Below are 23,920 nucleotides of genomic sequence, written 5' to 3' on the forward strand. Positions count from 1 at the left end.
AACCAACTTTATTTTTAGCATTCTGTGTCAGCAAAAATCCACACAAGTTGTTCTTTAGTTTCGCTTTTAAATAGTGTCTTACTTCTGTCGTCCAGTAAGTAAGTAATACTGTATTCTGTTTGCTAAGATAGTCTTAATCCCTTGCGGGTTGTTCTATCTAGCGAGCCGACTATCATATCATAACGATTTGGTTTGTCAAGCTTTTTTATAATTTGTTTCAGTAAGTTAAGAAGTTGATTTGGCTAATAATGTTAGCCTGTATCTCGTCCTATCCCTTAATGAGGTGCGTATTATAGACGCTTTATTTATGAAGTCAAGAAGTATTTTAAGTTAGTTTGAAAGTTTTTATCTTAAAAGATTTGAACTCAAACTGTGGCTGGTTATCAATAGCTTCGCTATTTAATAATTAGTCAGTGGTAAAACCACTTTCCATACCGCCTTCCCTCTCGACTGGGTGGCATTATACGTGGTTTTAATTGGGCGTCAAGCGGTTATTGGGGTTTATTTTGAATTTATATAAGCTGTTCTGATTTGTTGCGTGTTTTCAAGGGGTTAGCTATACCAACCTTTACTACTCAAAGCCCGTTGTTATTAGTTGCTACTATATAGTAGTTTGTTCAGCCCTGTTCTCTACCATGATGGCTTTGACGTGTGCAGGCTTACCTTCTCTACTCATATCATTAGGCTTCTTCATTTTGGCTCTATTTTTTGCGCTACTCTTTACCCTCTTTTTTGATTCTATTCTATATAGCACTCTACATAGAGTAGTAGCTTAGCTAATTTTAGCAGTAGAGTATTGATATCTACTGGAGAGATACCTATATAGTAACACCATTAGTAGTACCATTTTATAAAAATCCTACTTAAGTAGCCGATACACCTTTCATTCATTTATTCCCATCCATTTTTATCATTATTAGATGAGAGCTATATTATATAGATGGTCTATAGATAACGGTGTACCACTATAAGCGATATGAAGCTGTGATTAGTGGATAATAACTTCACTCCTCAGCGTAATGTAAAAGAGATTACGCCTTACCCTTCATCCCTCGCTATCTAGTGTTTTTAGAGGTTTTTTGCTATAGTAGTTGCTTTTATGGCACTACTCGCTTGCATTGTCAGTTAAACGTACTTAAAGGACAGCGCTGCGCTTATGATTAGTTGGTTTTACTTATAATAGATGTATTAGACGCTATTGGTTTTAAGTAACAACTGCCCTTATAAAGGGTTAGCGTGATGGGTAATGTCGATATAACAAACATTTCACGATTGGTGAATATAATTGATGTGGTCTTACGGTCATATGATTGATGGTTGCAATCATCACTGCCAACGGACCCAAAAAGGTGAATAGATTATGGTAGCAATTACTTTACCCGATGGTAGCGTAAAAGAGTTTGAAGGCCAAACTACGGTTATGGAAGTGGCACAAAGTATCGGTCCGGGTCTTGCTAAAGCGACGGTCGCTGGACGCGTAGATGGTCAGTTGGTTGATGCCTCTGACCCTATTACTACCGATGCTAAAGTGGAAATTGTTACCCCGAGAGACCAAGATGGCGTTGATATTATTCGCCACTCTTGTGCTCATTTACTAGGTCATGCGGTCAAGCAGCTCTATCCTGATGTCAAAATGGTCATTGGTCCGGTGATCGAAGATGGCTTTTATTATGATATTTATAGCGAAACGCCATTTACGCCTGAGCATATGGAAAAGATCGAAAAGCGTATGATGGCGTTGATAAAGCAGGACTATGACGTCATAAAGAAAATAACACCTCGTGATGAAGTCATTAAAATCTTTGAAGAGCGCGGTGAAGACTATAAGCTCAAGCTTATCAACGATATGCCGGGTGAAGAAGCCTTTGGTCTATATCATCATCAAGAATACGTCGATATGTGCCGCGGGCCGCACGTACCAAACACCCGTTTCTTAAAAGTATTTAAACTGACTAAAATGTCTGGTGCCTATTGGCGCGGTGATGCCAAAAACGAGCAACTTCAACGTATTTATGGTACCGCATGGGCAGACAAAAAAGATCTAAAAGCCTATATTCAACGTATTGAAGAAGCCGAAAAACGTGATCATCGTAAAATTGGTAAAGCGCTTGATCTGTTTCATATGCAAGAGCAAGCGCCGGGCATGGTGTTTTGGCACGCTAATGGTTGGACGATTTATCAAGTACTCGAGCAGTATATGCGTAAGGTACAATACGATAATGGCTATGAAGAGATTAGAACGCCACAAATCGTTGATCGTAGCCTGTGGGAGCGCTCAGGTCACTGGGGTAACTATGCGACCAATATGTTTACTACTTCTAGCGAAAACCGTGATTATGCGGTAAAACCAATGAACTGTCCTTGCCATGTGCAAGTATTCAATCAGGGCTTAAAATCTTATCGTGAATTACCTTTACGTATGGCAGAATTTGGTTCATGTCACCGTAATGAGCCTTCAGGCTCTCTACATGGGTTGATGCGCGTACGTGGTTTTACTCAGGATGATGCGCATATCTTTTGTACACCAGCGCAGATTCAGCAAGAAGTAGCAGAATTTATTAAGCTAACTTTGGCGGTATATGAAGACTTTGGCTTTAAAAACATCATTATGAAACTCTCAACCCGTCCAGAAAAGCGTGTTGGTAGCGACGAATCATGGGACTTCGCTGAAAAAGCCTTAGCTGATGCTCTAGATAGCTCAGGACTTGATTGGGAATATCTGCCGGGTGAAGGCGCATTCTATGGTCCAAAGATTGAATTTAGTCTAAAAGATAGCTTAGGACGAGTTTGGCAGTGCGGTACTATCCAGGTTGATCCTAATATGCCTGAGCGTTTGGATGCTGAATTCGTCAATGAGCAAGGGGAGCGCGAAACTCCTATTATGCTACACCGAGCAATCCTAGGTTCGTTTGAGCGTTTTATCGGTATTCTGATCGAAAACTATGCCGGATGGATGCCAGTATGGCTCGCTCCCAAGCAAGTAGCGGTCATGAATATCACTGATAAACAGAGTGATGCTTGCAAAAATGTCGTCAATGAGCTCAAAAATGCAGGTTTGCGTGCTATTAGTGACTTGCGTAACGAAAAAATTGGATTTAAGATACGAGAGAAAACATTAGAACGTATTCCCTATATGCTAGTATTGGGGGATAAAGAAGTTGAGTCAGGTAGCGTTAACGTCCGTACCCGTGAAGGTGAAAACCTTGGCGTTATGTCTGTCCCTGAATTTATTAAATTAGTACAGCAAGCTGTCAGCGATAAAGGCCGACAAAAACAAAAAATAGATGAGGAGTAATACCTATTAAACAGTCAAACCGTTTGAACATCAACGAAGATATCAGTGCTAAAGAAGTCCGTCTGGTCAAAGAAGATGGCGAACAGATGGGCGTGGTTGATATCGATACCGCGATGAAAGCGGCTCGTGATGAAAACCTAGATTTGGTTGAATTGGTTCCTGATGCCAAACCGCCAGTATGTAAGGTCATGGATTATAAACATTATCTCTATGATCAAAAGCAAAAGGCGAAAGAGGCTAAAAAGAATCAAAAGCAGACCCAGCTTAAAGAGATGAAACTGCGTCCTAGTACTGATGAAGCAGATTATCAAGTGAAACTGCGTAAGATTGTCAGCTTCTTAGAAGATCAGGATAAAGTTAAAATCAGTATTCGCTTCCGTGGTCGCGAGATGGCACACCAAGAACTTGGTCGTAAACAGCTCGAGCGTATTATCGAAGATACCGCTGATATCTCAAACGTCGAACAGCCTCCAAAAATGGAAGGTCGACAAATGGGTATGCTATTAGGACCTACTAAGAAAAAATAGTCACATAGCTTACGGTTAGTAGGCCGTTGTGACTCAGTAGCTATAAGCTAATACTATTTATATATCTAAGCTTTTTGACCATCAATATGCTGCGGGATATTGATGGTCTTTTACTATAAGCTTATAAAATCTCTTCCTTCTTTATTTCTCAAATCTAGTTTCTTTGACAAGTTTTTAATATTTGCCCTCGAAATACCCAACCTCTATGAATACAAAAGTACATTTTAAGGGTTTGAGTTAAAGATTCGAGAGTTAGAGCTGTAAAGGCTGTAGCATACGTACTATATTTACCCAACATATTTTACAAAACCAGCCTTCATCATCCTCTCATTAAGCGTTAATCTAAAGACTCAGCTGCAATCAGCCACTTAAAGTAATTTATCTAGGTATATTTATGTCCATTTTAGCTATTAGATAGCCCTATATACATTTATGATACTGGCACCCTAAAACGATAATTACTCTAATTTATTACCCTACTTTAATTATACTATCGCTAAATTTATTCTCATTTGGTTATTATAGGAAATTTCATGCAAGAATTGACTCCACCTGAAAATGCCTCAACTCCTAGTATCTCTCTAACGCCGCCTGAGCCTGTAAAAGAGGTAGAGAGAAGTGAGGCGGATCAAATGGTCAAGTTGGATGAAAGTCAGATTCCAGAGCTTGACGCTAAAGTAGATGCTTTTGTCGATCATGTACTGACCAATTCAGTACATAGCCCTGAGTTTCAGCAAAATGTGCAGTCTATTCATAATTTGGGCTCTAAAGAAATCCGTGAATCGGCACAGGTTTCTAATCGCATGCTAGAGCTACCGGCTAAAAGTCTTAATGATAGCTTGTTTGATAACTCGCCTATTGCTAAATCATTGACTGAGCTGCGCGGTATTGTAGAGGATTTGGATCCCAGTAAAAAACAGCTGACCAGCTCACGTAAGTTGTTTGGTTTGATTCCTTTTGGTAATAAGGTACAAGACTACTTTCGTCAGTATGAGTCCGCACAGTCGCATATTAATGCCGTAGTGACTAGCCTATATAATGGTAAAGATGAGCTGCTCAAAGACAATGCTATGATTGAGCAAGAAAAAGTCAATATGTGGGAGCTTATGCAGTCTATTCGCCAGTATATCTATGTGGGCAAAAAGATTGATGAAGAGCTTGAGCAAAAAATTTATGCTCTAGAAGCCACCGATCCTGAAAAGGCACGTATTATAAAAGAAGAGATGTTGTTTTATGTGCGTCAAAAGAATACTGACTTTTTGACCCAATTAGCAGTGAACGTGCAAGGTTATTTAGCACTTGATACCATTCGCAAAAATAACTTAGAGCTGATTAAAGGGGTAGATCGAGCCACCACTACCACTGTTTCGGCACTACGCACGGCGGTGGTCGTTGCTCAAGCGATGACCAATCAAAAGCTGGTGCTCGATCAAATTACTGCGCTCAATAAAACCACCAGCAGCCTTATTGAATCAACCTCAGAGATGCTAAAACGTCAATCAGGCGAGATTCATGAGCAAGCAACCAGTAGTACTATTGAGCTTGATAAATTACAAAACGCCTTTAATAACGTCTATGACACCATGGATATGATTAGTAATTATAAAATTGAAGCGCTGGAAAATATGAAGCAAACCGTCAACACTTTGACGACTGAAGTTGATAAAGCGCAAAAATATCTAGATAAATCGAATCAAACGACTGTTTTGGAAGTCTCAAAAGAGCTGGACAGCAAAAAGATAGCCGATAAATCTAGTAACACTGATATCGACATTTAACTGCGGCGTTATTGATTAAAATAACGCTAAATACAGAGAGTTAATACGAGTGCTATAAGTTATTGCAATGTCACTCGTGTTATGCCTCGTGGTTCGTGTTAAGATGTCTACTATTAATAATTTTAAAAACAGATACGGTATTTTATGAGTTGGAATGATCCAAACGCTTCGAGTGAAGCACAGAGATATGTCAATCCCATCCCTAGTCGTGAGCTAATATTGCGCACGATTACTGAGTTTGGTGATGCGACACATCAACAGTTAGCAAAAGCTTTTGATATTGATGATTCAGATCAGCTTGAAGCGTTAGCTAACCGCCTAAAAGCCATGGTACGAGATGGACAAGTTAATCGTGAAGGACGTCCTTCTCGCTTTCGCGCAGTGACCCAACAAGATGTGGTCACTGGCATAGTCGCTGCTCATGCCAAGGGCTTTGGCTTTGTGGTCTTGGCTGATATGCCAGATCTATTTTTGCATGAAAAGCAAATGCGCTGGGTATTCAACGGTGATAAGGTTGATGCCGTCGGCACCTCGATAGATAGTCGTGGCCGCACCGAAGGCCGCATCGTTGATATCGTCGAGCGTCAACAAAATCAGTTTATTGGTACTTTAGCTCGTGATGAAGAAGGCTATAATGTCGAGCTTAGTAGCCCGAATAATCACCAACCGATCACCGTGACTGATGATAATGTGCAAGCACTGAACGCTAATAAAGGTGATGCGGTCAAGGTTGATATCATTGACTGGCCCAATCAGCATGAATTTGCTACGGGTAAAATTACTGAAGTACTCGATGATGAAAATGATCGTGAATTGATTATTGAAACCACTTTACTCAATTATGATATTCCATCTGAATTTAGTGAAGCCGCTTTAAAGCAAGCCAATGCTTATGAAGAGCCTACTGAAAAGGATCTAAAAGGTCGTACTGATCTACGCGACCTGCCTTTAGTGACTATCGATGGCGAAGATGCACGCGACTTTGATGATGCGGTGTTCGCTGAAAAACGTTCTGGTGGTAACTACCGAGTAGTAGTAGCTATTGCCGATGTCAGTCATTATGTGACTCCAAATTCTCCGCTTGATCAGGACGCTTTTGAGCGTGGTACTTCAGTATACTTTCCTCATCGAGTCATTCCGATGTTACCTGAGGTACTATCAAACGGTTTATGCTCATTAAATCCTGATGTTAACCGCCTTTGTATGGTTGCTGATATAAAAGTATCACGCGCCGGTAATGTAACGGGCTACGACTTTTATCCAGCAGTTATCCATTCACAGGCTCGCTTAACTTATAATCAAGTAAATAGTTATTTTGATAATCCAAAAGATAAGAGTGTACCGAAATCATTAACCGGTAATAAAGACGTTAAAAAGTCTATTGATACTCTACATCAGCTATTTGATTTACTGGTTAAAAAGCGTGAAGAACGTCATGCGATGGAGTTTGAAACCGTCGAGACTTATATTAAGTTTAATGAAAAAGGCGGTATTGCCGCTATCGTTCCTCGTACTCGCGGCGATGCGCATAAACTTATTGAAGAGTGTATGTTGCTCGCCAATACCTGTGCTGCGAACTTTGCCCTGAAAAAAGAGCTGCCGGTTCTTTATCGTAATCATGATAAGCCTGATAACGAAAAATCAATGCGTATTCATGAATATGCGAAAAACTTTGGTTTATCTTTCCCAGAAGAGAGCCCAACGCAAGCAGACTATCAGCGCATTATCGAAGCTACCAAAGATAGACCCGATGCCATTAGTATTCACAGTATGCTATTACGTTCAATGATGCAGGCGAACTACTCTCCTGACAATATTGGGCACTTTGGTTTAGCCTATGACGAATATAGTCACTTTACTTCGCCCATTCGTCGTTATCCTGACTTAATGCTACATCGGGCGATTAAGGCAGAAGTGACCAATAGTAAGCAACCGGTCATGGACTTCTCGCTAGAAGACGCTGGTACACAAACCTCAGATACTGAGCGCCGAGCTGAAAAAGCTTCCCGCTATGTCGAGTCATGGCTCAAGTGTCATTATATGAAAGATCATGTGGGTGAAGAGTTTGAAGGTGTGGTCACCACAGTAACTAGCTTTGGATTATTTGTCACCCTGACTGATTTATATATTGATGGCTTGGTACACATCTCCAATGTTGGTGATGACTACTTTGTTTATGATGAGCAGCAGCAGCAGCTTATTGGCAAAGACAAAGGCACCTTGTTTGGGCTTGGTGATTTGGTAAAAGTCAAAGTCGCTGGTGTTAATATGGACTTGCTACAAATTGATTTTGATTTGACCGACAAACTAAAAGCCAGTCAGATGAATCAAACTAAGAAAAAGAGTCGTTCTAGCTCTAATGGCAAAAGTACTAAAAACAGCAAGAGCAAAAATAACAACCAAAACAGTAGCAAAAAGAGTTAAGCTTGATTCGCTATAAATGTTTAGTTATGAATGACAGTGACTAGAATAAAAGGGGGCTAAAGATATCTTTGGCCCCCTTTTTATATCCGTTAGTTCTAATAGTACTCAATAACAATAACCTACTGATCATTTTTGATTTGTTCTAATCGTTGACTCTCAGCTTGCTGTACTTGATTTACCTGAATGGTCGCCTCATCGATAATGGCTTTAGGCTGCTCCCCCAAAGATTGGCTGCTAGCATCAGCACTGCTAGCCTTATTGGCTTCCGCATCGAGCGGCGTCTCAACTATTAAGCTACCATTAGCTATCAGAGCTCTATTTTGCTCATGACGACTGCTATTAACGATATTAAAGCCGATAAGTAGCACCATACTAATTAGTGCAAATACAATCAGATGTTTTAACTGCATAACTCATGTCTCGTATATTTATGTTTAATGAACTCATATACGATTTACTGCATTATTTATGCCTGAATATTACCACTATTAATACGCACTACTCTTGCGGACTGTTTTCATCTAATAAATCCGTTTCATCTGAGCCTTCTGCAATTTCTTGCTCGACTTTTTCCATAAGCTTGGCGTTAGGACGAGCGTCAAGTACTTCATCTGCATTACGACCCTGCAAAATATACTTAGCACGTGCTTTTGCTCTTCTTTTCTCTTCATCCTCAGGTCTGGTTTCATCACTAGGCTTTTTGTCAGTTTCTTCAGGTCTAGTAGGGGTTACGGTCATTTCCGCAGCCTCTTTAGCTATCCCTTCTTGTTTTTGTATATGTTCAAAAGCTTTTTCTAACTTTTCATTGAAACGTAAACGATAGATAGGTTCTGGCAAGCTAAAGCCCTCATTCTCTAAGGCATGCTTAGTCTCTCGAATGGCAATACTACGGGCTTTATAATAATCGGTGTCTGACTGATTGACCCATACCTGAAACTCAAGAATAATATTAGAATCACCAACGTTGCTAATGACAGCAATAGCTTTGGGCTCGTCTAAAACAAAGTCTAAAGTATGAATGGCATCAATGCCTACTTTTATAGCTGCTAAAGGATCATCATTGGCATCAACACCCAGCTCAAAAGTAAAGCGACGCTCAGGGTTTTTAGTATAATTTAGAATTGTGCCTTTAAAGACCTCAGCATTAGGAATTCTTAGCTGATCACCATCTAGGGTCATTAAAATAGTCGCCCGTGAAGTCAGGCGTACCACAATGCCTTCTTTATCGTTTATGACAATATGATCGCGTGCACGAAAGGGCTGACGAATACTGAGCATCAAGGAGGCAATATAGTTCTCAATGGTATCTTTTACTGCAAAACCAACCGCAATACCTATTACCCCAGCACCGCCAAGTAGCGTACCTAGAACCGTCTCCGCCCCTATGAGACTGAGCGCTAATATCAAGCCAAAGGTGATAAATATAACCTTGATAGTCTGCGCCAAAAGCTCAGCGACAAATGGATTGGGCGTCAAGCGTTGCCAAACTCTTTGGCGATTGGATAACCAACTACCAAACCAAGCCACAATACCAAAAACCACCAACCCCACCAATAATAAGGGTATAGCTTTCAGCAAACTTTTAAATTGGTTCTTTAAACCTTGGTAGACCGTTGAGACGTTATCCTGTACATCAAGGGTTCTATTAATCTTATCCTCAACGGTGACCACATCCGTCAATCGATTGGTTAAATTAATAGCTTGTTGCGCTTTTTTCTCATTGGGAGTCTCACCTGTTAGGGTGACTACGCCCTGAGTCACACTAATATTGATCATCTCCAGACCTTCGATCTCAGAGAAAATACCGCTGATACGTTGACGGATATCGTTATCTTTTTGCAGCGTTGGTTTGGTCTCAATTTGGGAGTTGCCACTCTCTTCGCTACTGACGGCTGGCGTAGAGATAGTGGGAACGGTAGGACCGGTGGTTACCAGTCCGCGCTCCTCTTTAGTTTTTTTAACATTAATATCAGAGTCAGCAACTTCTGAATCGCCAGCTTCGGTACCAATAGCCGTACTATTCTCGCTACTATCGCCGTCAGTGCCAGCTCTTTGTACAACCGTTGCTGTGCTAGGATCAACCAATAGACCTGCACCATCGGGCAACTCTATAGCAGCAGATATCGGTAGACTGTAACTAAGACTTAACAGCAGTATTTGACCGGATACCAGTAGCCGTCTAGGTACTAAACGATCAAAATATGCACTCATAGTCATCCTTTATATAGAGGTTACTCTTAGTGGCTTGCTGCTTTAAGCCGATTATCTAAGTGACTTAAATCATTTAAGCTATTTAAGATCTAAATAACTCTGAGCTTCACCAAGATCTAGCGTACCTTCATAGATGGCACGTCCCGTAATAATTCCTTCTAGGCAATCGCCGTAAGGCTTTAGCAGTTCGATATCTTGCATATCAGTGACGCCGCCAGAAGCAATAACGGGCAAACCCCCTTCTCGTGCCAGATTTACTGTCTGTTCAACATTGACCCCTTCCATCATGCCATCACGGGCAATATCGGTATAAACGATAGAGGAGACCCCGACATCAGCAAAACGTTTGGCAAGCTCGGTCGCTTTGGTATCTGTAACATTTGCCCAACCATGGGTAGCTACCATACCGTCTTTGGCGTCGATACCAACGATGATGTGACCGGCAAACTCGCGGCAGGCTTCTGCAACGAATTTAGGGTCTTCAACGGCTTTGGTGCCGATAATAATGTAAGTGAGACCCGCAGTGATGTATTGCTCAATCGTTTGCATGTTGCGCACACCGCCGCCTAGCTGGATTGGTAACTTGGGATAGGCTTTAGCAATATCATGTACCACACGTTTATGCACAGGGACCCCATCAAATGCGCCATTCAAATCTACCAAATGTAGCCGGCGAGCGCCTTCATTGACCCAGCGGGCTGCCATAGCAACAGGATCATCGGAGAAGACGGTATCATCTTCCATACGTCCTTGTTTCAGACGCACACATTTGCCATCTTTCAGATCAATGGCTGGTATAATTACAGGCGCAGCGCACATACTATATTCCTTATAAAAAATAACGCTAATAGCATTAATAATAGTCGGGTAGGGTTAGAAAGTAAAAAATAAAATAATATCGATTGCTATAAAAGAAAATAGCTTCAGCTATAAAGTCTATCAAAATATGAATAATAGTTTTGATTATCTCACAACGCTGCTAGTCTTAAAATGGGCCGTTTATAATTATAAGTATAACCATAAGTTTGGTTGGCTTGGATAAGGCTGACTTTAAATGGATTCAATTACTGGCTGGCAATTTTAGGTCAATTTAGCGTATAATCCTAGATATATTTGTACTTGTTTCTAGGAATGAAGCCTTGTGCATTAGTTTTTACCACTTATATTTTTTGTAGAGTAGTAAAAGCTAATGATAAACTAACATCGGTTCATTCCTAACTTATGTTGTGACAGTTTTCTATGGGTTTAATCATTAGATCATCTGCTTTAAGCGCTATTTTAAGATAGTCTTAATTAGACAATACTGCCACCATAAGTTTGTATGGTTATAAAAGTATGATAAAACTTTTTTATACTACTGAACGTTGCTGGTTTGCACTTAAATCAGGAGCAGTTTTAACTATTATAAAAAGGTTATATCTATCATAAATCTAGGTAGCCGGTCGCCACTTTGGTAATTCGAGTAAAGTATTAACGTGTTGTTAAGGAGTCTAAGGTCAGCGTTGATATTTTTATTAGCAGTCAAGCTTAAGCGTATTTTTCAAGGTACTTAATCCCATTGCCGTCATCAATAGTAAACATGCTACTGATGTCTGAGACTCTATTTTGGGACTGAGCGCTTTTTATTATCGTTAATAGTAAAACTGCCGTTATACCAACAGGACGTCTGGTATCGTTTTGGACTATGGACTAAGTTTTCGCTTATGATTACCATTAAAAAAGGTTTGGATTTGCCCATCGCCGGTGAGCCCTCCCGCGAGATATCAGAACACAGACCCGCACAGGTGGCAATTGTTGGCTACGATTATGTAGGCATGAAACCTACAATGAATGTCAAAGAAGGTGACATCGTAGCAAAAGGCCAGCCCGTTTTTGAGGATAAAAAACGAGTTGGCGTTATTTATACTGCCCCTGCTGCTGGTAAAGTTATCGCTATTAACCGTGGCGAACGGCGTGTTTTTGAAAGCCTTGTGATTGCGGTTGACCCCAATGGTGAAGAAGTAGAGTTTCAGCGCTACGACTCCCAGCAACTTGCTGACTTAGACTCTGAAGCGGTTGAAAACCAATTGGTTGCTTCGGGTGAATGGACGGCGTTTCGCACCCGCCCTTATAGCCGCTCTCCAGATCTAGGCTCTCGTCCGCACGCTATCTTTGTCACCGCTATGGACACCAATCCGCTAGCGTTTGACCCGATGCTGCTAATCAACGAACAATTGCAAGCGTTCAATGATGGCATCACCGTCTTATCTACACTCAGCCCTAAGACCTTTGTTTGTCATCATGCTGATGCTAATCTATCGCCAGCGCCGCATACCGCAGCTGATAATGTGACTGAGTATCATACTTTTGCCGGCAAGCATCCAGCAGGTTTGGCAGGAACGCATATTCACTTTTTGCATCCTATTAGCCGCGGTGTAACGGTTTGGACGATTGGCTATCAAGATGTGATTGCCATTGGTAAGCTATTTACTACTGGTCGTCTATATACCCGTCGTCTATTGAGCTTAGCGGGCCCTTCAGTCAAAAAGCCTCACCTAGTCGCCACTGAACGCGGCGCAGAGATTACGGCATTAACTAAAGGCGAGCTAATTGAAGGTGATAATCGGATCATTTCAGGCTCAGTACTTTCTGGTCGTAAGTTATTTACTAATGTGTCCTATCTTGGACGCTTTCATGATCAAGTCAGCTCCTTGCCTGAAGGCTACGAGCGTCCAGCCTTTCATTTCTTTAGCCCTGGTATGAACCGCTTTTCTAAACTGCCGATCTATATCTCGCAGTTCTTTAAGAAAAAGTATAACTTCACCACTAGTACTAACGGCTCACCTCGAGCGATGGTACCTATTGGAGTTTATGAAGACGTTATGCCGCAGGACTATTTGCCTACGCAACTATTAAGGGCATTGATTGTCGAAGATATTCTTACGGCAGTAGATCTTGGGGTACTTGAGCTGGACGAAGAAGATTTAGCATTATGCACTTTCGTCTCTCCTGGTAAATATGAATACAGCGATATTTTGCGTGATAACTTGACGCGCATTGAGCTGGAGGGCTAACCACGATGAAATTTATTCACAACATATTCGATCGTATGGAGCCGTCCTTTACCAAGGGTGGCAAACACGAGAAATATTACGCCGTTTTTGAGATGTTTGACACTTTCTTTCGTCAACCGGGCTCAGCAACATTTACCTCATCGCATGTGCGTGACGGTGTTGACCTTAAGCGTATTATGATTACCGTTTGGCTTTGTACTTTCCCAGCTATGTTTTGGGGTATGTACAACGTCGGTCATCAAGCGCTCACTGCCATTACCCAGCTTGGACTACAGCCTGAAGGGTGGCGCACTATCATTACCAGTATGGTAGGTTACAACCCTGATAGTATTTGGGCTAGCTTCGTCTACGGGGCCATGCAGTTTTTGCCCATATATATAGTGACGTTCGCTGTAGGTATCTTATGTGAGATTATATTTGCCGTCGTCCGTGGGCATGAAGTGAACGAAGGTTTCTTTGTGACTTCGATACTGTATGCGCTGATTATGCCGCCTGATATTCCTTTATGGCAAGTGGCTCTCGGTATTATCTTTGGGGTAGTTGTAGCCAAGGAAGTCTTCGGCGGTACAGGTAAAAACTTCTTGAACCCTGCCCTATCGGGTCGAGCATTCCTATACTTTGCTTATCCGGCTTATATGTCTGGCGATTCGGTCTGGACAGCGGTAGATGGGTTCTCAGGAGCAACGCCGCTTGGTCTGGCAGCGCTGGGCGTGACACCAGATAAGTTCGTCGACGTTTATGGTCAAGCCATTACTTGGGGCGATGCTTTCTTTGGTAATATCCAAGGCAGTGTCGGTGAAGTATCAACGCTCGCTATTTTGATCGGGGCGGTGTTCTTATTATGGTCACGTATCGCTTCTTGGCGCATTATGGCCGGTTGTGTAATTGGTCTGATCATCACCTCACTCGTATTCAATATGATTGGCTCTGAAGATAACTTGATGATGAGCTTGCCATTTTACTGGCACTTAGTTATCGGTGGCTTCGCTTTCGGTACTGTCTTTATGGCTACTGATCCGGTTTCAGCTGCACATACTAATAAAGGTCGCTGGGCTTATGGTATCTTGATTGGCTTTATGACCGTCTTGATTCGTGTGGTCAACCCAGCCTTCCCAGAAGGTATTATGCTCGCCATTCTATTTGCCAACTTATTTGCCCCATTGTTTGACTATTTTGTCACCCAAGCAAATATCAAACGCCAAACAGCACGGAGGGTTCGCTATGTCCAAACCCAAAAGTAATAATATGACCACCATTAGTGTAGCGTTGACGCTATGCTTGGTGTGTTCCGTATTGGTCTCAGCGGTAGCGGTTGGTCTAAAACCAGCCCAAGTCGAAAACGCTAGAATTGACCGTAATAAAAACATTTTAGTTGCCGCCGGCATGTATAACCCTGATTCAGATACTCCTGAAGATGTGGTAGAACGTTTCAAAGATTTTGAAGTTGAAATCGTCGACATGACCAAAGGCAGCTACTTAGATGACGACGCTCTAAAAGCGGTTGGCATCCCCGATCGAAACGCTTACGATACTAGCCAAGCCACTAAAAATCAGGCGCTTAGCGAAGATTTAGGCAATAACGATCCTGCAGGTATTGGCCGTAAACCTAAATACGCTAAAGTCTATGTCAAAAACGATGATGCCGGTCAACCTGAAATGGTGGTACTACCCATTCAAGGCTATGGTCTATGGGGCACTATCTATGGCTTCTTAACGCTTGAGAGCGATATGAATACCATCAAAGGTATTAGCTTTTATGAGCATAAAGAAACCCCAGGTTTGGGTGCTCGTATCGAAGAGCCAGAGTGGCGTGCAAAATGGACAGGCATCGAGTCGTATGACGAAAACGGCAATGTCGCTACCGGTGTTACCAAAGCGGGTAATCCTAAAGAGAATTGGGTCGACGGTATTAGCGGCGCTACATTGACTGGCCGCGGTGTCAGTAACATGATTCAGTTTTGGTTAGGCGATCAAGGTTATAAGCCTTATCTAGATGCTTTGCGTGAACAAAACGGTGCAAGCGTTGAAGATACAGCTACCCAAGCCCGTCAAATGCAGGATACAAACCAGACAAATCCCGTAACCGAGCTGGCTGCCAGTGTAACCCCAGCAAACGGCAAGGAGGCATAACATGGCTGACACTAAAACTATTTTAACCTCGCCAATCTTTGATAATAACCCTATTGCGCTACAGATCCTAGGTATCTGTTCAGCATTAGCGGTAACCACTACCGTGTCCAATGCGTTGGTCATGTGTGTGGCACTAACCTTAGTAACGGCATTTTCAAGCTTCTTTATTTCTATCATCCGTAACAGAATTCCATCTAGTATTCGTATTATTGTACAGATGACGATTATTGCTTCCTTGGTTATCTTGGTCGATCAGATCCTAAAAGCGGTCGCTTACGATGTGAGTAAAGGGCTATCGGTATTCGTTGGTTTGATTATTACCAACTGTATCGTTATGGGACGTGCTGAAGCATTCGCTATGAGCAATCCACCGGTTCCAAGCTTTTTAGATGGTATTGGTAACGGTCTTGGCTATTCAGCAGTGCTGCTATTCGTAGCCACTATTCGTGAAATCTTTGGTTCAGGCACTTGGCTTGGTCTTACGATATTACAGCCGGTTACTGACGGTGGTTGGTATCTACCAAATGGTCTATTATTATTGCCACCTTCAGCGTTCTTTATCATCGGTTTGTTTATTGCCATTATCCGTATTTGGAAACCTGAACAGGTGGAAGAAGCTGACTTCGTCATGAAGCCCCAGTCTAAAGGTATGGCACATGGAGGCGGTCACTAATGGGACATTATATTAGTTTATTTATTACCTCAGTCTTTATCGAGAACATGGCCTTGGCCTATTTCTTGGGTATGTGTACCTTTTTAGCCGTATCCAAAAAGGTCTCAACCGCTATTGGACTTGGGGTTGCTGTTGTGGTTGTGATGGGCATCACGGTTCCATTAAACAACTTACTATTTCAGTTCATTCTAAAAGATGGTGCGCTGGCTTGGGCAGGGTTCCCTGATATCGATTTAAGCTTCTTAGGTTTACTAAGTTACATTGCTTTAATCGCTGCTACGGTACAGATTTTAGAGATGTTTTTGGATAAGTTTGTTCCGGCTCTATATAACGCCCTTGGGGTGTTCTTGCCACTGATTACCGTTAACTGTGCTATTTTGGGCGGTGTACTATTTATGGTTGAACGTGACTATAACTTTGGTGAGTCTGTGGTATATGGTGTTGGTGCAGGCTTTGGTTGGGCAATCGCTATTACCGCTTTGGCTGGTATTCGTGAAAAGCTTAAATACTCAGATATTCCAGCACCTCTACGTGGTCTTGGAATTACCTTTATTACCGTTGGTCTAATGTCGCTTGGCTTTATGTCGTTCGGTGGTATGTCAATTTAAGCTATTTAATTCATTTATCTGGTAGGGGTTCGAAAAAGTGCAAAATTTTGCCGCGCACCCCTACCCCATAGATTAAGGATAACTATCATGGATTATGCTACGGCGATTGGCGGCGTTGCTATGTTTACCGTGATTATCATGAGCTTAGTTGCCATTATTTTGGCAGCACGCTCAAGATTAGTCAGCTCGGGTGACGTCACTATTCGTATTAATGAAGATCCTGAAAATGATGTGGTGACGCCAGCGGGCGGTAAACTGCTACAGACCCTTGCTAGTGAAGGTATATTCTTATCTTCAGCATGTGGCGGCGGTGGTACTTGTGGTCAGTGTACTTGTAAAGTGATTGAAGGCGGTGGTTCTATTTTACCTACCGAAGAAGGTCATTTTACTCAAGGTGAGATCCGCGACAATATGCGTCTTGCCTGTCAGGTTGCAGTTAAACAGGATATGGAAATTGAGATTGATCCTGAATTCTTTGATGTACAAAAATGGGAATGTGAAGTTATCTCTAACGAGAACGTTGCTACCTTTATTAAAGAATTGGTGCTCAAGATTCCAGAGGGTGAAGCAGTTAACTTCCGCGCCGGTGGTTATGTACAGTTAGAAGCGCCGCCGCATGAAGTACACTATAAAGACTTCGATATCCCTGAAGAGTATCGTGAAGATTGGGAAACCTTCGGTTTATTTGATCTGGTCTCAAAAGTAGACGAGGAAGTCATTCGTGCTTATTCGATGGCTAACTACCCAGAAGAAAAAGGTCTAATCAAGTTTAATATTCGTATTGCTACACCGCCACCGCGCGGTCCTAAAGGCATACCACCGGGTCAGATGTCGTCATGGACGTTCAATCTAAAACCTGGCGATAAAGTCACGGTATCAGGTCCTTATGGTGAGTTCTTTGCCAAAGACACCGATGCAGAGATGATATTCGTCGGCGGTGGTGCCGGTATGGCACCTATGCGCTCGCACATCTTTGACCAGCTCAAGCGTCTAAACTCAGATCGTAAGATTAGCTTTTGGTACGGTGCGCGCTCTATTCGTGAGATGTTCTACGTTGAAGATTATGACCAACTCGAAGAAGAATTTGATAACTTTGAGTGGCATGTAGCCCTATCTGACCCCCTACCAGAAGATAACTGGGAAGGTCCGACTGGCTTTATTCATAATGTGCTACTAGAGAATTACCTCAAAGACCATCCCAACCCAGAGGATTGTGAATACTACATGTGTGGGCCACCGATGATGAACGCGGCGGTGATCGACATGTTGCACAGCCTAGGGGTTGAAGACGAAAACATTATGCTTGATGACTTTGGTGGTTAAGCTTTGTTAAGCGTAATTGCTCAACTAAGTCTGAAGCAAATACGATAACTTCGTTAATATATGATAAATTAAGAGTCTCAATTGAGGCTCTTTTTTTATGAGCTAGATTTAGTACAACCCGTATATTTTTACTATCATCATGGTTTAAATGTTAACCGTTTTATTATTAAAGGAAAGGAATCCCATGCAAACTAAAGTAAAAGATTTAACGATTTGGATAACAGGTGCTTCAAGTGGTCTTGGCGAAGCATTATCGGTCGCCTTTGCCAAAAAAGGCGCCACAATTATCCTAAGTGGTCGAGATAAGGATAAGTTAGAGGCTGTCAAAAAGCGTTGCAAAAAATCCAACAAGCATATCGTAGTGCCTTTCGATATCAGTAATGCTGCACAAACAGAACAGGCCTATCAAACTGCCAAATCTCAAGCAGGAAAAATAGATTGGCTGATTAACAATGCTGGTGTCAGCCAGCGCTCACTGATTATGGACACTACTGAGGAAGTTGAACGCCAAATAATGGAGATAGATTACTTTGCGCAAACTCGTCTGACCAGACTGGTATTACCCGATATGATTAGTCAAGGCGGCGGCAAGATAGTCATGGTATCGAGCGTTGCTGGCTTATTAGGTACGCAGTATCGGGGCGCTTATAGCGCAGCTAAAGCCGCTATTCACATGTGGGCTAACAGTCTACGAGCTGAATTACATGATCAAGGGATAGCAGTAGCAACGGTTTTCCCAGGATTCATCCAAACCAATATCTCTATCAATGCCTTGACCGGAGATGGTAGTGCGCAAGGCACCATGGATGAGGCGACCAATAAAGGGTTGACCGCTAGCGCCTTTGCTAAACAGGTTAGCCAAGCCTTAATAAAAGGTGAAGAATATATTATTGCCGCCGGTACTAAAGAAAAAATGGCCGCAACAATTAATCGAGTATCACCGCCAAGACTGTATAAGCTCATCCGTAAATCCCAAGTAAAATAAGCTTAATCATCAGGTCGTATCTAGCTTATTACCATGATTATTGGAGTTACTAGGGCTAAGGGGTGTAGAATGGGTCACTGTTATTTTCTCCCTTTAACCCTACGCTATACCAAAAATCTTATGACAAAATTAATTCATTCCTTTTGCCTCAAAACCTATAACAACCCTGTTTTAGGGAGCATAGTGCCTATTATGGCTGCCACTGCCCTTTTGAGTCTTAGTGCCTGCCAGCAGCCACCTGAGTACGACTACTTGAGTGGCGAGACTATGGGTACCAGCTACCATATCAGCTATAAACTGCCAGAAGGCGCCGATGAAAGCGCTATACAAGCTGCTATAGATTCACGCCTGCAAGACATCAACGATAGCATGTCCACTTATCAAGATGACTCTACTATTTCCAAGTTTAATAAACTTGCTAAAAATCAACCGATTATTATTGATGCCGACTTTGACCATGTGCTGGCTATCTCGCGTCAAGTTTATGAGCAATCAGGTGGAGCGTTTGATCCCACTGTTATGCCACTCATTGACACTTGGGGCTTTGGTAGCACCATGACCGTTGAGCGTTTGCAAAGCCCACCTACTCCGGCGGAGATTGCTCAAGCAAAAGCCTTAGTCGATTTTGAGAGTGTAATACAAGATGATAATACTATCTATAAAACTAAAAATGGCGTCGGACTGGATTTTTCAGCGGTAGCTAAAGGTTATGGCGTCGATGTCATTGCTGATGTTCTAAGGGATGATTATCAAATTCGCAATTATATGGTAGAGATTGGCGGGGAGATTGCTACCTCCGGGGTTAATAGTCAGCAGCAACCCTGGCAAATTGCCATTGACGCTCCTATTGAGGGCAGTACCGTCAGCGAGCGTCAGACCATCACCGGTATCCGCCAACCTATTAATAACGCTAATAAAATGTATTTGGCGACCTCAGGTAATTATCGCAATTCAGTAATATTTGATGGTAAACACTATAGCCATACTATCGACCCAACCACTGGTGAGCCTATTGTGGGCGGCGCACCTTCGGTGACCGTTGCCGCTGACTCAGTCGCTCTCGCCGATGCTTGGGCGACTGCCTTAACCGCCTTACCTTATGAAAAAGCATTAACCCTAGCTAAAGAGCATGATATAGCTGCATTATTTGTAGTACTAGCGGATGGGATAAAGCCTGCTGATATTGAAAACGCCAAAGAAAACGGTATAGACCATTGGCAAGTAGTACAGACCTCAGCAATGCAAAACTTGCGAGCCGACAAAAAGTCTTAAGCGATGATAATGACAAGAGTTATCAGGGTCTGTTGAATAGCTTACGACTCACTCTTACAGTCACCTTACTGGCTGTCTTAATTATTGTAAAAGGCTTACAATATGACGTTTTAGAATACTGTTATCGAAATGTGCTTGCACTAAGGATATGAGATGATTTATACATTGATGGCGATAACGTTTGTCTTGGGCTATATTGCTATCGCACTTGAGCATAACATTCACGTCGATAAGGCCGCCTCAGCTCTGTTAACAGCAGTTATAGTTTGGACCTTGCTGGTCATTGGATCTGAGACCTTGCTTGCCAATCAACTCACCGATGGCCTCAATGCCACTGCCCTACTGAATACTGAGCTGCGACATCATTTGTCGGAGATTGCAGAGATTCTGTTTTTCTTAATGGGTGCTATGGTTATCGTTGAATTGGTTGATGCGCATGATGGCTTTGCGGCTATTACCAACCGTATCCATACGACCAATGCGGTGACCTTGCTATGGACAATCGGCGCGCTTACTTTCTTTTTCTCCGCACTACTAGACAACCTTACCACCACTATTGTCATGGTTTCGTTATTACGCAAACTGGTAGCAGACAAACAGCTACGCTTGTGGTTCGTAGGTACGGTTGTCGTCTGTGCTAACGCAGGTGGTGCGTGGTCGCCCATTGGTGACGTCACCACCACCATGCTGTGGATTGGTAATCAAATTACTGCCAGTAATATCATTGTTGATTTGATTGTACCGAGCTTAATTGCTGCAGTTGTACCTCTACTAATACTAACCTTTATGTTTAAAGGTCAAACCGTACGTAGACCTCAGCCTCCTAAAGCAGCCGTTGAATCCTCTAACGTCAACTATCTTGGTGAATATACTGGGGCTTCTGCGATGGCAATGCAGGGAGCAGAGGGCGCTCAAACTCAGACTTTTGATGCCTACTCAAATGGAACCAATGGCGCAGCTACGGCAAACCCACTTGATGCCGTGACGCCTAGAATGCGTATTAGTATTTTAGCCTTAGGTTTAGGTGCACTAGCATTTGTACCGGTATTTAAAACTCTAACCAATCTACCTCCTTATATGGGTATCTTGTTCGGTGTAGGTGTACTTTGGGTATTTACCGAGCTGGTACATCGTCATGACCAGTGGCATGTTAAGCAGCAGATGACCGTTGTTGGAGTACTTACTCGAGTCGATATGTCGAGTATTTTGTTCTTCTTAGGTATCCTCCTAGCGGTATCAGCACTAGCGACTGCTGGACACTTGATAGATATGGCAACATGGCTGGATAATACTTTTGGCAACCTATATGTTATCAACGTATTTATTGGCTTGCTGTCATCATTGGTAGATAACGTGCCTCTAGTAGCTGGTGCAATGAAAATGTATCCTCTACTTACCGATTCTGCTATGGCAGGACTCACTGGTGATGAGCTGGCACGCCAAAGCATGTTTTTACAAGATGGTGCCTTTTGGCATTTCTTGGCTTACTGCGCCGGCGTTGGTGGTAGCTGCTTAATTATCGGTTCAGCGGCTGGGGTTGCGGCTATGGGTATGGAGAAAATCTCCTTTATGTGGTATCTCAAGCATATCAGTGGCCTAGCCCTTATCGGTTATTTAGCGGGTGCAGCTACTTACATTGCTATTCACGTTATGTAGAGCAATGTTATGTAGATACTGTATCGTTGTTGTTTTGCTATATATTATCTCAATTGGCTAACTATGGTAGAATAAGACTATAAATTAATTATAGCCGGCAGTTATGGTATTTAGTTGTCAATTATTACCAGTAACTACCGGCTGGATAAAGCGAGGTTTCCCCCATGCTTAGTCAATTACTCCCTATGCTTGCTATTACCTTTACCGTCTTTGTGTTGTTCTTTTTATTGATGGGCATTGGTTATATGTTCAAGAAACAGCCGCTCAAAGGCTCATGCGGTGGTGTGGCCAAACTGATGGGCGATGAGTACTGCTCGTTTTGTGGCGATGACCCTAACAAATGTGAATCACAAGGGTCTGAATCACGAGCCAATGCACTCAAAGCAGCTCAATTAGGTAAGTCAGTATAAATATCATGCTCGTTACCATAGGCTGATAGCATTTGCCTATCATCTATTCTTATAATAGCGTCAAGTCCTTTTAATTCTTAAAAGCGACTGGCGCTATTTTTAAATTGTACTATGCAATTTTCTCTAGAGCTTTTCTTGATAGATCATACTCAGGTTATTTGCTGCCACCACGCTTATAGATAAGCTGAATATGATGATCTTTCTGTCTTGTGCACCTTACTCATTTAGTGATAGTTTTTGGTGTCACCATCTTTATGCGCTTTTATTAGCGCTTAAATAGTGACTGGTTTCTTTTCTCATTTTTATTGTCGTGCTGCTATGTCTACTGATTCCAACTTATCATCTACGCCGAACCTTACTAATTCGCAACCTGCTAAGCTACCTTCTGCAAAATTTACTTTTTGGTTGGTACTGTGCGCGATGATTTTGTTGGCAACCAATATGCGTGCGCCTATTGTGGCACTTGGCTCTATTGCGCCAGTAGTTCAAAACGCTTTAAATATCTCTGAAACTCAAATTGGTTGGCTTGGCGCCATACCTATGCTGACCTTTGCTATAGGAGCGTTAATCTCTCCAGCTATTGGTAAGCGCTATGGACTTGAAAACACTTTGATTACGATGATAATCCTGCTCACGTTAGGGATGGTCGTACGGGTGGTGGTGCCGACTTGGATAGGGTTTTTGAGTGGTACGGTGATGCTGACTTTAGCTATTGGTTTTGCCAATACTTTAGCAGCTCCGGTCATCAAGCAGCGTACGCCCCATCATATTCCACTAATCACTGGCCTATTTAGTCTTACTATGACGGTGAGCGCAGGGATTGTCGCTGGGGTGGTACTGCCATTATCCGAGCATGTCGGTTGGCAATGGGCATTAGGGGGTTGGTCACTATTGGGGTTTTTTGCCATTATTATTTGGATATTTTTACGCTTGCGTTTAGGCTCATCAAGCCATCAAGCCGTGCCACTTGCTACGCTAGGTGATTCAGATATCTCTATGTGGCGTACGCCTTTTGCTTGGCAGATTGCGATATTTATGGGTATCCAGTCTTTGCTTTATTATACTGTCGCTAGTTTTCTGCCTTCTATTTGGGTGAGTAAAGGCTTGAGTCCCGTAGCCGCTGGACAGATGGGCTCAGTGTTTCAGTTTATGGCACCACTAGCTATATTAAGTTTAACTTGGTTAGTCAATCGTGGTCGACCTATTCAAGCGCTAGCTGTCTTTGCAGCGATTCTTAACGTTATTGGGGTTTTAGGATTAAGTTACCTTTCCGCTGATTTGGCGTGGCTGTGGTCAGGCATGATGGGCGCTGGCTGTTCAGCAATTTTTACCCTAAGTATGATGCTATTCTCATTACGGACTTACACCACCAATCAGGCAAGCGAGCTGTCCGGGATGGCTCAAGCGGTTGGTTATTTGCTGGCCTTTTTCGGTCCACTAGGTACTGGCTGGCTGCATGAAGCGACCGGAAATTGGGACTTGCCCTTATTAATAACGCTTATCTTAATGATTATAAATGTCGTTATTGCATGGATGGTCAGTCGTCCAGTTATGGTTGATGGCAAGAGGGCTTAA

General features: G+C 42.5%; 18 protein-coding genes. 15 read left to right on the top strand and 3 right to left on the bottom strand.

The window, feature by feature from the left end:
• Positions 1-1,360: 1,360 nt before the first annotated feature.
• From thrS to rnr, 4 genes are all read left to right on the top strand, one after another.
• The gene (thrS, locus tag JMX18_RS09580) at positions 1,361-3,295 is read left to right on the top strand and encodes a threonine--tRNA ligase (protein WP_201587223.1); all 1,935 of its coding nucleotides are present in this window, start codon (positions 1,361-1,363) and stop codon (positions 3,293-3,295) included.
• A 23-nt stretch (positions 3,296-3,318) separates the two neighbouring features.
• Positions 3,319-3,822 carry a translation initiation factor IF-3 gene (gene infC, locus JMX18_RS09585; protein WP_201587224.1) on the top strand — a complete coding sequence of 168 codons (504 nt, stop codon included), beginning with the start codon at positions 3,319-3,321 and terminating at the stop codon, positions 3,820-3,822.
• 533 nt (positions 3,823-4,355) lie between these two features.
• The gene (locus JMX18_RS09590; RefSeq protein ID WP_201587226.1) at positions 4,356-5,600 is read left to right on the top strand and encodes a toxic anion resistance protein; all 1,245 of its coding nucleotides are present in this window, start codon (positions 4,356-4,358) and stop codon (positions 5,598-5,600) included.
• A gap of 144 nt (positions 5,601-5,744) precedes the next feature.
• Complete coding sequence (rnr, locus tag JMX18_RS09595; RefSeq protein ID WP_201587228.1) at positions 5,745-8,024, top strand: ribonuclease R; 2,280 nt, start codon at positions 5,745-5,747, stop codon at positions 8,022-8,024.
• A gap of 119 nt (positions 8,025-8,143) precedes the next feature.
• On the opposite strand, the gene JMX18_RS09600 is transcribed toward rnr, so the two are convergent.
• From JMX18_RS09600 to hisA, 3 genes are all read right to left on the bottom strand, one after another.
• A complete protein-coding gene (locus tag JMX18_RS09600; protein ID WP_201587230.1) occupies positions 8,144-8,434 on the bottom strand; it encodes a hypothetical protein in 291 nt (96 codons plus the stop codon).
• An 88-nt stretch (positions 8,435-8,522) separates the two neighbouring features.
• Positions 8,523-10,235 (bottom strand): mechanosensitive ion channel family protein, encoded by a 1,713-nt coding sequence (locus tag JMX18_RS09605; RefSeq protein ID WP_201587233.1) that lies wholly within the window; start codon positions 10,233-10,235, stop codon positions 8,523-8,525.
• A gap of 78 nt (positions 10,236-10,313) precedes the next feature.
• A complete protein-coding gene (hisA, locus tag JMX18_RS09610) occupies positions 10,314-11,054 on the bottom strand; it encodes a 1-(5-phosphoribosyl)-5-[(5-phosphoribosylamino)methylideneamino]imidazole-4-carboxamide isomerase (RefSeq protein ID WP_201587243.1) in 741 nt (246 codons plus the stop codon).
• An 884-nt stretch (positions 11,055-11,938) separates the two neighbouring features.
• Here hisA and JMX18_RS09615 point away from each other — a divergent pair.
• The 11 genes from JMX18_RS09615 to JMX18_RS09665 all read left to right on the top strand — a co-directional run bounded on the left by JMX18_RS09615 (position 11,939) and on the right by JMX18_RS09665 (position 23,920).
• A complete protein-coding gene (locus JMX18_RS09615; protein WP_201587245.1) occupies positions 11,939-13,288 on the top strand; it encodes a Na(+)-translocating NADH-quinone reductase subunit A in 1,350 nt (449 codons plus the stop codon).
• Between the two features lie 5 nt (positions 13,289-13,293).
• Positions 13,294-14,529 carry an NADH:ubiquinone reductase (Na(+)-transporting) subunit B gene (locus tag JMX18_RS09620; RefSeq protein WP_201587247.1) on the top strand — a complete coding sequence of 412 codons (1,236 nt, stop codon included), beginning with the start codon at positions 13,294-13,296 and terminating at the stop codon, positions 14,527-14,529.
• Complete coding sequence (locus JMX18_RS09625) at positions 14,510-15,418, top strand: Na(+)-translocating NADH-quinone reductase subunit C (protein WP_201587249.1); 909 nt, start codon at positions 14,510-14,512, stop codon at positions 15,416-15,418. Before JMX18_RS09620 ends, JMX18_RS09625 begins: the two co-directional genes overlap by 20 nt.
• Position 15,419: 1 nt before the next feature.
• Positions 15,420-16,091, top strand: a complete 672-nt coding sequence (locus JMX18_RS09630; RefSeq protein ID WP_201587251.1) for an NADH:ubiquinone reductase (Na(+)-transporting) subunit D — start codon at positions 15,420-15,422, stop codon at positions 16,089-16,091.
• Positions 16,091-16,699 carry an NADH:ubiquinone reductase (Na(+)-transporting) subunit E gene (nqrE, locus tag JMX18_RS09635; RefSeq protein WP_201587252.1) on the top strand — a complete coding sequence of 203 codons (609 nt, stop codon included), beginning with the start codon at positions 16,091-16,093 and terminating at the stop codon, positions 16,697-16,699. Before JMX18_RS09630 ends, nqrE begins: the two co-directional genes overlap by 1 nt.
• Positions 16,700-16,786: 87 nt before the next feature.
• Positions 16,787-18,022: an NADH:ubiquinone reductase (Na(+)-transporting) subunit F gene (gene nqrF / locus JMX18_RS09640; protein WP_201587253.1), complete on the top strand. Its 1,236-nt coding sequence runs from the start codon at positions 16,787-16,789 to the stop codon at positions 18,020-18,022.
• A gap of 184 nt (positions 18,023-18,206) precedes the next feature.
• Positions 18,207-19,007, top strand: a complete 801-nt coding sequence (locus JMX18_RS09645) for an SDR family NAD(P)-dependent oxidoreductase (RefSeq protein WP_201587259.1) — start codon at positions 18,207-18,209, stop codon at positions 19,005-19,007.
• Positions 19,008-19,199: 192 nt separating this feature from the next.
• Entirely contained in the window at positions 19,200-20,279 is a 1,080-nt protein-coding gene (locus tag JMX18_RS09650) for an FAD:protein FMN transferase (RefSeq protein WP_227674623.1), read from the top strand.
• 153 nt (positions 20,280-20,432) lie between these two features.
• Positions 20,433-21,935 (top strand): sodium:proton antiporter NhaD, encoded by a 1,503-nt coding sequence (gene nhaD, locus JMX18_RS09655; RefSeq protein WP_201587271.1) that lies wholly within the window; start codon positions 20,433-20,435, stop codon positions 21,933-21,935.
• Positions 21,936-22,099: 164 nt separating this feature from the next.
• Positions 22,100-22,345: a (Na+)-NQR maturation NqrM gene (gene nqrM / locus JMX18_RS09660; protein WP_201587272.1), complete on the top strand. Its 246-nt coding sequence runs from the start codon at positions 22,100-22,102 to the stop codon at positions 22,343-22,345.
• A 318-nt stretch (positions 22,346-22,663) separates the two neighbouring features.
• Positions 22,664-23,920, top strand: a complete 1,257-nt coding sequence (locus JMX18_RS09665; RefSeq protein ID WP_201587273.1) for an MFS transporter — start codon at positions 22,664-22,666, stop codon at positions 23,918-23,920.

This window comes from Psychrobacter jeotgali, from assembly GCF_904846315.1.
GTDB lineage: Bacteria > Pseudomonadota > Gammaproteobacteria > Pseudomonadales > Moraxellaceae > Psychrobacter > Psychrobacter jeotgali.